This is a genomic window from Caballeronia sp. INML1, assembly GCF_023631085.1.
Classification (GTDB): domain Bacteria; phylum Pseudomonadota; class Gammaproteobacteria; order Burkholderiales; family Burkholderiaceae; genus Caballeronia; species Caballeronia turbans.
Genome location: NZ_JALQDT010000009.1, coordinates 1 through 11,920, shown reverse-complemented (window position 1 = coordinate 11,920; position 11,920 = coordinate 1). Strand labels below are relative to the sequence as shown.

Here is an 11,920-nt window from a genome sequence, read left to right as displayed (position 1 = left end):
GGGGGGGGGGGGGGGGGGGGGGGGGGGGGGGGGGGGGGGGGGGGGGGGGGGGGGGGGGGGGGGGGGGGGGGGGGGGGGGGGGGGGGGGGGGGGGTGGGGGGGGGGGGGGGGGGGGGGGGGGGCCCCCCCCCCCCCCCCCCCCGCCGCCGTGTACGAGCGCAGGAGCTCGCGCGCGTGATCGAGATCGGCGCCGTAATCGCGCATGGCGCGATCGAGTTCGATGATCGAGGTCGCGTAGCTGCGCATGTCGCTGTTCGTGCTGTCGAAGACCGTTTTCGCCGATGCGGTCAGAAGGCCGAGCACGAGCGCCGCGAACGTGACCAGCATGCCGACGAGCAACTGGACGAGTTGCACCGTCTCCTGCGCCTTGTGTTCTTCGGGCAGAAGCGGCCGCACGATCGCGCCGAGGCCCGTGCTGGCCAATAAGAGAATGAAGACGAGCACCGCGGATTGGATTTCCGTCATGAGCGCGCGAGCCGTGATGGCGTGACCGGAGTGGTCGAATTATCGGCGGGAAAGCGCTCGCGGTCCAATGCGCACCGGATCAGGAAGAGCGCGGCAGCGAGGCGGCGACGAAATCAGGCGAGCGAGCGAGCGAGAAGAAGAAGACCGCGAGGGCGGCGTGTGGGATCGTGGTCCCCCCGGCAGGAATCGAACCTGCATCTAGCGCTTAGGAGGCACTCGTTCTATCCATTGAACTACGGGGAGCGGACCGCGCATGGCCGACAGCGTCGGCAAGCGAGCGCAGAGTATAGCAAACGCTACAGGCGGGATCGGCGTCGGCGCGAAGAAATTCGAACGCAATGGCGCGCGCCGCGAAAAATCGGCGAAACCCAGGGTTTGCACCTATCAAGTTTCGCGCCGCCATGCCGCCATCGGAATAATGGACCCATATCCCGATATCAAGCCGCAGGGCGCGTTTTCGGCGTTGCTGGCAGACCAGGACCTGACGCACCTCGAACTGGTGCTGCGTCGTTCGTTGTCGTGCGATCTCGGCGGGCCGTTGCTGCCGCCCTCGTACTGGCGCGAGCGGCTCGCATCCATCACGCGTCAGTCACATCTCTCTCACACGCAGATTCAGACCGTGCATCGGCTGTATCTGCATATCGACGCGTTCGAGGCGGCCGGGCGCCAGCGCGAAGAAGAACTCAGACGCGAACGCGAGCAGGCGCGCGCCGTCGCGGCCGGCGGCGGAAACGCTCAAAGCGCCTGAGCGCGTTTCAATGGCGATGCCTCAGCCACCACTCGCGCAATGGATGCCGGTGCGCGTGGTCTCGCGCCGCCACGCGCCTGCGATGTTCATCGCGCCAGTCCTGCGCGAGCAGCACGATGACGATCGTCGCCAGGCACGCAAGCCCGACGAAAATGCTCGACAAATCCCACATGACGTCCTCCCGCTTTCCACTGGCGCCATGTATCGATTTTAGGTCACGCGCCGCCCCGGTTCACGCCGCCTGACGCGCGCGCTGTTGCTGTTGCGCGTGCGCCGCGAGCCGCACCGCCGCGTTGGCCGCGCCGTAGCCGTCGTAGCCGCCGCGCCGCTCGATCACTTCGAGGAAGAAGCGCTGATCGAGCTGCTCCGTATACGCGTGGAAGAACTCGCCGCCGCGCTCGTCGCGGTCGTAAAGGATGTTGTGCTCGCGCATCTGGTCGATCTGCTCGTCGGGCAGGCCGAACCGTGCCACGAGATCGTCGTAATAGTTGCCCGGGATACGCAGAAATTTGACGCCGTCGGTTTCGAGGCGCGGAATCGCATCGAAGATATCGGGCGTGCTGAACGCGACATGGTTCAGGCCGGAGCCACGATAGGTCGATAGCGACTCCGACACCGCGGTATAGCGATCGACCGACGCATTCAGCGCAATGCGCACCGAGCCGTCGCGGCTTCTCACCGCGCGGCTGCGCACGAGGCCGTACGGATCGGGAACGAGCACGGCGGGTTCGGTCTCGAAGCCGAACGCGCTTCTGAAGAACAGCACCCACGTATCGAGCGCATCGGCGGGAAGCGACAGGCACACGTGATCGATGCGCGCGAGCGGCCCCACTTCGTACGGCCCGTCGATGTCCGTCAGAATGAAGTCGGACTCCCACAACGTCGGGGCGCCGGGCGCTTCGTCGACGAAATAGTCGAGACTGCCGTCGGGCGACTGTACGCCGGGCACCACGCGCTCGTTCGGGCCGACTTGGCCGGAGAACGGCGTCGAGCCATACGCGGCGGCGCGCTCGAACGCCTGCTTCGCGTCATCGACATGAAACGCCGACGCGCACAGCGACAAGCCGTGCTTCTGAAAAAAGGCGCTCGCGAACGAATCGGCTTCGGCGTTGAGCACGATCGATCCCGCGCCGTGCCGATACAACGCGACATCCTTCGAGCGATGCTTGCCCGCGAGCCTGAAACCGAGCCGGCCGAGCCATTGCGCGAGATGCTCGCGCGTGCGGTCGTCGACGGCGAATTCGAGGAACTGGAAGCCGATGTGCTCGGGCGGCGCGGGCGGGTTGAACAGCTCCGGCGGCGCGTTGTCGCCCATCAGCTCACGCGTCTGCTCCTCGAGGAAACGCAGCGAGCGATAGCCGTCCGCCGCCGTGATCGCGGTCGGCGCGGCGCGAAAGCCATCATTGAAAATCTCGAGCGACAGCGGACCCTTGTAGCCCGCTTCGAGCACGCGCGCGGTGAAGCCCGCGACATCGAACGCGCCCTGTCCCGGAAAGCAGCGATAGTGACGGCTCCATTCGAGCACGTCCATCGCGAGCACGGGTGCATCGGCGATCTGCACGAACGCGATGCGCTCGCCCGGAATCGACGCGATCTCCTCCACCGAATCGCGGATCGACAGCGTGTGGAACGTGTCGAGCGCAAGCCCGAGGTTCGGATGATTCACCGCGTCGACGAGCTTCCACGCGTGCTTGTACGAGTTCACGTAGCGGCCCCACGCGAGCGCCTCGTACGCGACGATCACGCCCGCCTCCTTCGCGATGTTCGCGAGCACCCCGAGCTGATCGGTGAGCAATGCGTCGTCGCGGATCGTGTCGGGCGACACGTTGCTGCACACGAGAATGCGGTCCGTGCCGAGCTCGTGCATCAGTTCGAACTTGCGCTTCGCACGCTCGACGTTTCTCGCGAGCCGCTCGGGGCTCACGCCGTCGAAATCGCGGAAGGGCTGGAAAAGGTAGATTTCGAGGCCGAGATCCGCGCACATGCGGCGCACGTCGCCGGGCGTGCCGTCGAAATACAGCAGATCGTTCTCGAAGATCTCGACGCCGTCGAAACCGGCCGCCTTGATGGCCCGCAACTTCTCGGGGAGCGTACCGCTGATGGAAACCGTGGCGATGGAAGTGCGGATTGAACGCAGCATCGCTGCCTCCTCGTTGCAATTCGGTGAATGCGGGATGGATCTGAGCGGCGCTTTCCAGTGTAGGACGTCCGCATGAGAGACGCGCGCAATCCATGTCATTCTGCGAGATAATAACAAACTAACTAGACCGTACAAAGTAGTGAAAACACGAACCGACAAGGCTCCTGCGTGCGTTCACACTGCGCCATAGTCTATTTCGCACTGCAGCATGCAGTGCTCATCCATGCCGGAGCGCTCGCGTGACCAACAAGACTTCGTATCTCATCGGCCTGATCGGATCCGGCATCGCCGGCTCGCTCACGCCCGCCATGCACGAAAAGGAAGGCGGCAACCTCGGCCTCAACTACGTGTATCGCCGCATCGACCTTCAGGCGCTGGCGCTGGAGCCCTCCGCCCTGCCCGATCTGCTCGACGCCGCCGAACGCATGGGCTACGACGGCCTGAACATCACGTACCCGTGCAAGCAAAGCGTGATCCCGTTACTCGACGAGCTCGACCCCGACGCCCGCGCGCTCGGCGCCGTGAATACGGTCGTGCTGAAGGACGGCAAGCGCATCGGCTACAACACGGACGGGTCGGGATTTGCGCGCGCGTTCCAGCGCGGGCTGCCGGGCGTGCCGATGGAACGCGTGGTGCAGCTCGGCGCGGGTGGCGCGGGCGCGGCCGTCGCCCATGCCGCCCTGACGATGGGCACGCGCGAGCTCAGGCTGTTCGATTCCGACGCGGCACGCGCCGCCTCGCTTGCCGCTGAACTCGCGGCGCGCTTTCCGGATCGCATCGTAAAAAGCGGCGGCGACCTGCGCGAAACGCTCGCCGGCGCAAGCGGCCTCATCCACGCGACACCGACCGGCATGGCGAAGCTGCCCGGCCTGCCGCTTCCGGCGCAATACCTGCACAAGGCATTGTGGGTTGCGGAAATCGTCTACTTCCCGCTCGAAACCGAGTTGCTGATAGCCGCAAAGGCGCTCGGCTGCCGCACGGTGAGCGGCGGCGGCATGGCGGTATGCCAGGCGGTCGATGCGCTGCGCATCTTCACCGGCCGCGAGCCGGATGCCGAGCGCATGTTCGCGCATTTCCAGAGCTTGCTGGAACGTTGATTACCCGATAGCCACGAAAAAACGGCGACCTCGTGAGAGTGTCGCCGTTTTTCGATGCGCGCGAAGAAAGGATCAGCCGCCGCGCCGCATGTAGCGCGACACCGCATCGACGATCATCTCGCGATGACGCGCACGCGAACGCGCGCCCGACGGATCGCGCCCGAACGCCGCGCCCCACGTATGACGGTTCGCCACACGGTGAAAGCAGAACGAGCTGATCATCAGATGCAGGTCGATCGGATCGACGTCGTCGCGAAAGGTGCCCGCCGCGACGCCACGCGCGATGAGATCCTCGATGGTCTTCACGACCGTCGAATTGCGCGTCTTGAAGGTCTTCGATTGTTCGATGTACTTCGCGCCATGAATGTTTTCGATGGTCACGAGGCGCACGAAATCGCGATGCTTGTCGTGATAGTCGAACGTGAAACCGATGAATTCGCGCAGCGCTTCCTCCGGCTCCATTTCCGCGAGTTGCAACTCCTGTTCGAGCGCGCGGATATCGCCGTAGACCTGTTCCAATACCGCTTCGTACAAGCCTTCCTTGCTGCCGAAGTAGTAGTACAGCATGCGCTTCGTGGTGTTGGTGCGCTCCGCGATGGCGTCGACGCGCGCGCCCGCGAGGCCCATCGCCGAAAACTCCTGCGTGGCGATGTCGAGAATGTTCCGCTTGGTCTCCTCAGGATCGTACTTGCGCCGCCCTTGCTCCGTGGTCGACGAGGGCGCAGCAGTAGCGGCCTTGCTTCCTTTCTTCATTTTTCTGTCTGAGAACGGCGTTGAAAATCGATTCTAGCACGCGCTATTGACGCATCCTCGCCATAACAGGCGTTCATTACGGAGGGCTTCACCTATAATTTTTTTACCCCGCGGACAAATCGAAAATCCACATGCGCAAGAAGCATTCGCTCTTTCTGGCTCCCTCCATTCTGGCCACATGGTGTCTCTGCGCGACGGCGCAGACCGCGTTGCCGCCCGGCCATCCGTCGTCGCGACAACTGATGGCCGCCGAAGGCGTGATGACGAGCGCGAACATCGCGCGCGGCGCGGCGGATGTCTGTCATATCGATGCCGCGAAGGTCGCGCGCTTTCGGGATGTCGTGCGCACGAGCTATCCCGACGCACCCGATTTCGATGGCGAATGGAAGCTCGGCCTCGCGCAGGCACAACCGACCGTCGATCGCTTCGAGAAGCTGAAGACGAGCAATCCGGCGGAGTATCAAAAGGAAATCGGCGAGGCGTGCCCGGCGCTCAATCGCGGCATCGACGACGTCACGCAGCAGTAATCACGCGCTCTTGCCGTCGTAGTGCGCGCGCTTTTCCGCGTACATGGCGGCGTCCGCGCGTTGCAGCATCGGTTCGAGCCGCTCGCCGTCGTGCGCGGTGGCCGCGCCCATCGCGAAACAAAGCGGATTGCCCGAATAGAACTTGTTGTTCACTTCGAGCAACTGGCGAATGCTCTCGATCACCGCCTCGCCGTCGCGCTCGTCGGCGCCGGGCAGAAGCACCATGAACTCGTCGCCGCCGATGCGCGCCGCCTGGAACGGCTTCTCCACCGCCTTGCCGAGCACTTCGCCCGCGCGGCGCAACAGCGCGTCGCCGGCGGCGTGGCCGAGTTGATCGTTGACGGCCTTGAGCCCGTTCACATCGACCGCGATCGCCGTCACCGGGAACGGGCCCTTGCGTTCGAGGCGATTGATTTCGTCGATATAGAACGAGCGATTCTTGAGCTTCGTGAGCACGTCGTGCTTGCCGAGGAATTCCAGATACGCCTCGGCCTTCTTGCGCGCGGTGATGTCCGTGAGCGCGACGAGCACGAGATCCCAGCGCGCCTCGTGCCCCGGGAATACCGAGAACTGCAGATGCACATGCACCTCGTTGCCTTCGAGCGAATAGTTGAGCACCTCGCGCTGATGGAAGAGCTTCCCATCCCACAGATCGATCAACTGTTCCTGGAAGTGCTGCTGCATGTCGTCGCGGAAGACTTCGGACAGGCGCGCGAGCAGCGCGGCCTTGGTCGGCGCGGCGAACATCCGCAGCGTATGCTGATTCACGTCGAGCACGTGAATCTCCTGCATGCAGCGTTCGACGAACTCCGGATGAACGTTGGTGAACGTGCGAAAGTCGACGATGCCGCGCTCGCGCACATCGTCCAGTAGCGACTTCACGGAACTGAAGTCTTCCACCCACAGCGACACCGGTGAATGCTCGAACAGTCCGCGTGCATACAGTTCGCTCGCGGCGGCGGTGCGGCGCATCGCTTCGAGCTCGGTGATGTCCTCGATCGTGACGAGCACGCGGGTCCATGTGTCTTCGTGGCCCGGCAGGACGACCGCCTTGAGCAGCACGTCGAGGCGCTTGCCGTCGAGCGTGTAGTTGACCGTCTGACTCACGAAGCGCGGCTTGCCGCACCACAACTGCTCCAGTTCGTCGATGTGTGTGGTGAGCATGTCATCGCGGAACACACGCTCGAGGTTCTGCACGAGATGATCGACGTCTCTTGCCTGAAACAGCGACAGCGTGCGCTGATTGACCTTCACGACGCGAATGCGTGACGAACACTCGGCCACGCATTCCGGATTCTCGGCGAGAAACGCGCGCAGATCCGTGACGCCCGCCGCGCGCCAGCGCTCGAACTGCTCGCGCACGGCGCTGAAGTCCTCGAGCCAGAGCGAGACGGGCGCGAGGTCGAACATGTCGGCATCGTCCTCCGGCACGCTTGCCGGCATGAATTGACCGGCAGTGCGGCGCGGGTCGTTTGGCATGGTCATCCTTTCGGCTCGCGCCGGCTAAAAAATGGGTCCCTGGTCGATACTCCATTCATCTCATTATTGTAGCCTGCGTCATATTTCCGGAAGCCGCATCGCCCGCGCGCGTACACGCGCAGCGGCGTTTGCGCTCATGCCCGATATCGGGGGCGGATGCTACACTCGATTGGCCACGCCCTTGCCGCATCCACGTTCTACGTTGCGCAACCCTTAGGCACGTTTGCTGCATCGCCGGGAGGATTGCGCGACGCCACGCAGTCCGATGCGCTGTGCGGCATCCATCCACATCGCAAGAAGAAGGAGCACGACTCTCATGGCTGATTTCCGCATCTGGTCCGACGAATTTCCGGCGAACGGCTTCATGACGCACGCGCAGGAATTCGACCAGCAAGCCTTCGGCGGCTCGGGCGAGAACATTTCCCCGGCGCTGCAATGGGAAGATCCGCCCGCCGACACGCGCAGTCTCGCGCTCACCGTCTACGACCCCGACGCGCCCACGGGCAGCGGTTTCTGGCACTGGATCGTCGTCAACATTCCAGCCGATGTGCGCTCGCTGCCGCGCAATGCCGGCAAGCCCGACGGCCGTCTGCTGCCGCAAGGCGCGCTGCAGCTTCGCAACGATTACGGCACGGTCGGTTTCGGCGGCGCGGCGCCGCCGCGTGGCGACAAGCCGCATCGGTATATCTTCCGCATCCATGCGCTTTCCGCGGAGAGCCTGCCGCTCGACGGGAACGTGACCAACGCGGTGGCGCGCTTCATGATCCATCTCAACGAAATCGATTCGGCGACCTACACCGGCCTCTACGAGTTGAAGTAAAGCCGGGAATGCGGCGCGGCGTGACCGCGCCGCGCTCACACAGCCATTTGAAAACGGCGCGTCGTACAACGCGCCGCTCCCACTTCCCGCCCATCGATGGACTCCGACCAAGGTCTGCCGCTGCCCCAGCGATACTGGGCGATTGCCGTCGTCGCGCTCGGCATCACGCTCGCGGTGCTCGACGGCGCCATCGCGAACGTCGCGCTGCCGACCATTGCCCGCAATCTGAATGCTTCTCCCGCCGACTCCGTCTGGGTCGTCAACGCGTATCAGCTCGCGATCACCATCTCGCTTCTGCCGCTCGCCTCGCTCGGCGATCGCATCGGCTACCGGCGCGTGTACATGGCGGGGCTTGCGCTCTTCACGGTGTCGTCGTTCGCGTGCGCGCTGTCCGATTCGCTTCTCACGCTCACCATCGCGCGCGTGGTGCAGGGCTTCGGCGCGGCGGGGATCATGAGCGTGAACACGGCGCTCGTGCGCATCATCTATCCGCACGATCAGCTCGGGCGCGGCGTATCCATCAACGCGACGGTCGTCGCCATTTCGTCGGTGATCGGACCGACGGTGGCCTCGGGCGTGCTTTCCGTCGCGACCTGGCCGTGGCTGTTCGCGATCAACGTGCCGATCGGCATCGCGGCGTTCGCGTTCGGCTGGAAGTCGCTGCCGCGCACGCCGGGGCATCGGCAGCCGTATGACTACATCAGCGCGATCATGAACGCGCTCTTCTTCGGCATTGCGATCGTTGCGGTCGATGGCTTCGGGCATGGCGAGCATCGTCCGTATCTCATCGGCGAGATCATCGCGACGGCCGTCATCGGCTACTTCTTCGTGAAGCGGCAACTGACGCAAAGCGCGCCGCTGCTGCCCGTCGATCTGATGCGCATTCCGGTGTTCGCGCTCTCGGTCGGCGCGTCGGTGTGTTCGTTCTGCGCGCAGATGCTCGCGTTCGTGTCGCTGCCGTTCCTGCTGCAGAACAATTTCGGCATGAGCCAGGTCGAGACAGGGTTTCTGATGACGCCGTGGCCGCTCGTGATCGTGTTCGTCGCGCCGCTCGCTGGCGTGCTCGCGGATCGGTATCCGGCGGGACTGCTCGGCGGCATCGGGCTCGCGATTCTGACCGTCGGGCTCGTGCTGCTCGCAAGCGTCGGCGCGCATCCGGGCGCGCTCGACATTGCGTGGCGCATGGCCGTATGCGGGCTCGGCTTCGGCCTCTTCCAGTCGCCCAACAATCGTCAGATGCTCTCGTCCGCGCCGCGTCATCGCAGCGGCGGCGCGAGCGGCATGCTCGGCACCGCGCGCCTCACCGGGCAGACGCTGGGCGCGGCGCTCGTCGCGCTGATCTTCGGCGTCGCGCCGAAGCAGGGCCCCGTGATTGCGATTGCGCTCGCGGCGGCGTTCGCCGCGGCTGCCGCCGTGGTCAGCCTGCTGCGCCTCACCGGCAAGCGCAGCATCGAGCCGGCCTGACCGCCCTCTTCTCTCGTGGCCGCGCGGGCGCTCGCTGGGCACAGCCTTTGCTGAAAACTCGGGCATGGATTCCGCTCCCCGCGGAACGTTCGAAACAGCAACAAAGGAGTGTGTTCATGGCCATTTCCCTCAACGGTTGCAAGGTTGCGATTCTCGCCGTCGACGGCTTCGAGCAGGCAGAGCTCGTCGAGCCGCAACGCGCGCTGAAGGAAGCCGGTGCGCAGGTGGATGTCGTGTCCCAGAAGCCGGGGCAGATCCAAGGTTTCAAGCACGTCGACAAGGGCGACAAGGTGAACGTCGATGTCACGCTCGACGCCGTCAACGCCGCCGACTACGACGCGGTCGTGTTGCCGGGCGGCGTCGTGAATGGCGACGCGATCCGGCTCGACGCGAAGGCGCAGAGTTTCGTGAAGGACGCCGATCAGGCGAAGAAGCCGATCGCGGTGATCTGCCACGGCGGCTGGCTGCCGATTTCGGCGGGCATCGTCGCGGGCCGCACGATGACGAGCTGGCCGAGTCTGCAGGACGACATTCGCAACGCGGGCGGCACGTGGGTCGATCAGGAAGTGCAGATCGACGGCAATCTCATCACGAGCCGCAAGCCCGACGATCTGCCCGCGTTCAACAAGGCGCTGATCGAAGCGCTCGAAAAGACGCGCACCGCGTGATGCATCGCACCGGAGCCAAGCCGATGTCGAGATCGCTCATTTCACTCACGCGCGCAATCGCGTTGTCGCTCGCCGCCGTGGCTGCGGCGGCGCCTGCCGCGCAGGCACAGACCGAAGGCGCGGCGAGCGCCGCGCGCAACGAAAAGCTCTCGCCCATCGATCAGCAGTTCCTTCAGGACGCCGGTCAGGCAGGCGCGACCGAGCTCGCGGCGAGCAAGCTCGCGCTCACGCGCGCGAGCGACCGGCAGGTGCGGGAATTCGCACAGCGAATGATCGTCGATCACACGAAGCTCGCCCGCAATCTCGATGTGCTCGCCAAGCGCCACGGCATCACGGCGCCGCCGGCCGCCGATTCGTCGGTGATCGGCAGCCTGCAAAATCTCCAGGGCGCCGAGTTCGACAAGGCCTATATTGAAAAGGTAGCCTTGGACGGCCATCAGAAGGCCGTTGCGCTGTTCAGGAAGGAGAGCGAAAGCGGCAACGATACTGCCCTGAAGGCGGCGGCGACCAAGGCGTTGCCGGTCATCAGCCATCACTACGAGATGGCGCAGCAGCTCGCCAAAGCGAAGGCGGCGTCATGAGCGTCGCGAACGTCGCCGGGCCCGCGGTTGCTCCCCGTTCACCTTGCCGCCCCGCTTATGAGGACTCGACCATGCACATCACGTTTGCAGACGAAGCCCCCGTTTATGACGGCGACGACCTCGCCATTCACTTTGCCGCCCTCATCGACGGCGAGCCAGTCGTGTGTTCGATCACCGCCGAAGCGCTCGAAGATCATTTCGGCGCGAAGTCGCCACGCGAGGACGATCTGCTCGAGGCCTACGCGCGCGGCACGGCGCGCATTCGCGCGGTGTGCGCCGAAGTGCTCGACGACAACGGCGGCCAGCCCGCCGTGCTGAGGAGCGGATTGTTCCGCGTCGCCGGCATGGAGCCCGACTGAGCGGCGCTGGAGGCTCGCCCGCGCGCGACGCATCTCACATCACGCAAGCCAAACAAGGAGGGAACATGTCACTGATCATTGCCGGCCGATTCCAGACCTTTCCCGCGGCCGAATCAGCAGCCCAGAAGCTCTTCGCGCAAGGTTTCGTCGAAGAAGACGTGACGCTCTTCTTCGTCAATCCGAGCGGCCAGCACGCGCGCTTTCCGGTCGGGGGCGATGTCGGCACCGACGCGGGCGCGAGCGCCGCGCCCAAAGGCGCCGGCAAGGGCGTGACGATCGGAGCGGTCGCGGGTGCGGTCGTGGGCGCTGCGATTTTCGCGGTCTTTCATGCGCCGCTGCTCGTCTCGGTGATCGCGGCCGGCGTCGGCGCGTATGTGGGCTCGCTCGTCGGCGCAATGTCGCATACGAAAAAGAAGCCGCAAGACGCCGCGCACGCCGAGGAACCCACGCGCCACGCAGGCGTCCTCGTTGCCGTTCATGTGTCGCCGGAAACGCAGGAGCGGGCCACGACGACGCTGCGCGAGGCGGGCGGCATGGATATCGAGCGTGCGTCGGGACGCTGGAAACAGGGCCGCTGGAGCGACTTCGACCCGTTGCAGCCGCCGCATCCGGTAAAGGAGTTCGCGCAGACGCGTGCGTGATCGTTTTCACCCCGCGAATGAAAAAACGCCCGCTTCCCGCGGTAATGCCGTTCAGTTAAGGTCTTTTCTTAGATAACGAACGGTGTACCGTTTAGGGCGGAATTTGACGACCCGGTCGCATGCGCGTCCGGGTCGTTTTTCGTTGGGGAGAGACTTGAGCCTTTCGCGCAGGCGCTGA

Annotated in this window: 13 protein-coding genes, 1 tRNA gene and 1 pseudogene; 9 read left to right on the top strand and 6 right to left on the bottom strand. The window is 64.9% G+C overall.

Features of this window, described 5'->3' with window-relative positions:
* Together NCR38_RS04050 and NCR38_RS04045 are read right to left on the bottom strand one after the other, a co-directional pair.
* A pseudogene (locus NCR38_RS04050) lies at nucleotides 1-465 on the bottom strand (hypothetical protein); the annotation flags it as partial.
* A gap of 168 nt (nucleotides 466-633) precedes the next feature.
* A tRNA-Arg gene (locus NCR38_RS04045) sits at nucleotides 634-708 on the bottom strand.
* Nucleotides 709-883: 175 nt separating this feature from the next.
* On the opposite strand from NCR38_RS04045, the gene NCR38_RS04040 reads away from it, so the two are divergent.
* Nucleotides 884-1,213, top strand: coding sequence for a hypothetical protein (locus NCR38_RS04040; RefSeq protein ID WP_061120603.1), 330 nt, complete (start codon nucleotides 884-886; stop codon nucleotides 1,211-1,213).
* Nucleotides 1,214-1,220: 7 nt separating this feature from the next.
* Here the strand turns inward: NCR38_RS04040 and NCR38_RS04035 are convergent, their stop codons facing one another.
* Nucleotides 1,221-1,385: a hypothetical protein gene (locus NCR38_RS04035; protein WP_250476460.1), complete on the bottom strand. Its 165-nt coding sequence runs from the start codon at nucleotides 1,383-1,385 to the stop codon at nucleotides 1,221-1,223.
* 60 nt (nucleotides 1,386-1,445) lie between these two features.
* The gene (locus tag NCR38_RS04030) at nucleotides 1,446-3,341 is read right to left on the bottom strand and encodes a sugar phosphate isomerase/epimerase and 4-hydroxyphenylpyruvate domain-containing protein (protein WP_061120642.1); all 1,896 of its coding nucleotides are present in this window, start codon (nucleotides 3,339-3,341) and stop codon (nucleotides 1,446-1,448) included.
* Between the two features lie 251 nt (nucleotides 3,342-3,592).
* Here NCR38_RS04030 and NCR38_RS04025 point away from each other — a divergent pair, with 251 nt between their 5' ends.
* Nucleotides 3,593-4,450 (top strand): shikimate dehydrogenase, encoded by an 858-nt coding sequence (locus NCR38_RS04025; RefSeq protein ID WP_250476459.1) that lies wholly within the window; start codon nucleotides 3,593-3,595, stop codon nucleotides 4,448-4,450.
* A 72-nt stretch (nucleotides 4,451-4,522) separates the two neighbouring features.
* Here NCR38_RS04025 and NCR38_RS04020 read toward each other — a convergent pair whose 3' ends face one another.
* A complete protein-coding gene (locus tag NCR38_RS04020; protein ID WP_061120605.1) occupies nucleotides 4,523-5,203 on the bottom strand; it encodes a TetR family transcriptional regulator in 681 nt (226 codons plus the stop codon).
* 131 nt (nucleotides 5,204-5,334) lie between these two features.
* On the opposite strand from NCR38_RS04020, the gene NCR38_RS04015 reads away from it, so the two are divergent.
* A complete protein-coding gene (locus NCR38_RS04015) occupies nucleotides 5,335-5,730 on the top strand; it encodes a hypothetical protein (protein ID WP_061120606.1) in 396 nt (131 codons plus the stop codon).
* Here NCR38_RS04015 and NCR38_RS04010 read toward each other — a convergent pair whose 3' ends face one another.
* The gene (locus NCR38_RS04010; protein WP_250476458.1) at nucleotides 5,731-7,209 is read right to left on the bottom strand and encodes a sensor domain-containing diguanylate cyclase; all 1,479 of its coding nucleotides are present in this window, start codon (nucleotides 7,207-7,209) and stop codon (nucleotides 5,731-5,733) included.
* A 316-nt stretch (nucleotides 7,210-7,525) separates the two neighbouring features.
* Between NCR38_RS04010 and NCR38_RS04005 the strand changes: the two genes are divergently transcribed.
* From NCR38_RS04005 to NCR38_RS03980, 6 genes are all read left to right on the top strand, one after another.
* Nucleotides 7,526-8,029 carry a YbhB/YbcL family Raf kinase inhibitor-like protein gene (locus NCR38_RS04005; protein WP_250476457.1) on the top strand — a complete coding sequence of 168 codons (504 nt, stop codon included), beginning with the start codon at nucleotides 7,526-7,528 and terminating at the stop codon, nucleotides 8,027-8,029.
* Between the two features lie 96 nt (nucleotides 8,030-8,125).
* On the top strand, nucleotides 8,126-9,493 hold the full coding sequence (locus NCR38_RS04000) for an MFS transporter (RefSeq protein WP_061120608.1): 1,368 nt from the start codon (nucleotides 8,126-8,128) through the stop codon (nucleotides 9,491-9,493).
* A gap of 116 nt (nucleotides 9,494-9,609) precedes the next feature.
* The gene (locus tag NCR38_RS03995) at nucleotides 9,610-10,161 is read left to right on the top strand and encodes a type 1 glutamine amidotransferase domain-containing protein (RefSeq protein ID WP_061120609.1); all 552 of its coding nucleotides are present in this window, start codon (nucleotides 9,610-9,612) and stop codon (nucleotides 10,159-10,161) included.
* Nucleotides 10,162-10,184: 23 nt separating this feature from the next.
* Complete coding sequence (locus tag NCR38_RS03990) at nucleotides 10,185-10,742, top strand: DUF4142 domain-containing protein (protein WP_250476456.1); 558 nt, start codon at nucleotides 10,185-10,187, stop codon at nucleotides 10,740-10,742.
* Nucleotides 10,743-10,813: 71 nt separating this feature from the next.
* Entirely contained in the window at nucleotides 10,814-11,101 is a 288-nt protein-coding gene (locus NCR38_RS03985) for a DUF1488 domain-containing protein (protein ID WP_250476455.1), read from the top strand.
* Nucleotides 11,102-11,166: 65 nt separating this feature from the next.
* The gene (locus tag NCR38_RS03980) at nucleotides 11,167-11,742 is read left to right on the top strand and encodes a glycine zipper domain-containing protein (RefSeq protein WP_250476454.1); all 576 of its coding nucleotides are present in this window, start codon (nucleotides 11,167-11,169) and stop codon (nucleotides 11,740-11,742) included.
* Nucleotides 11,743-11,920: the final 178 nt, after the last annotated feature.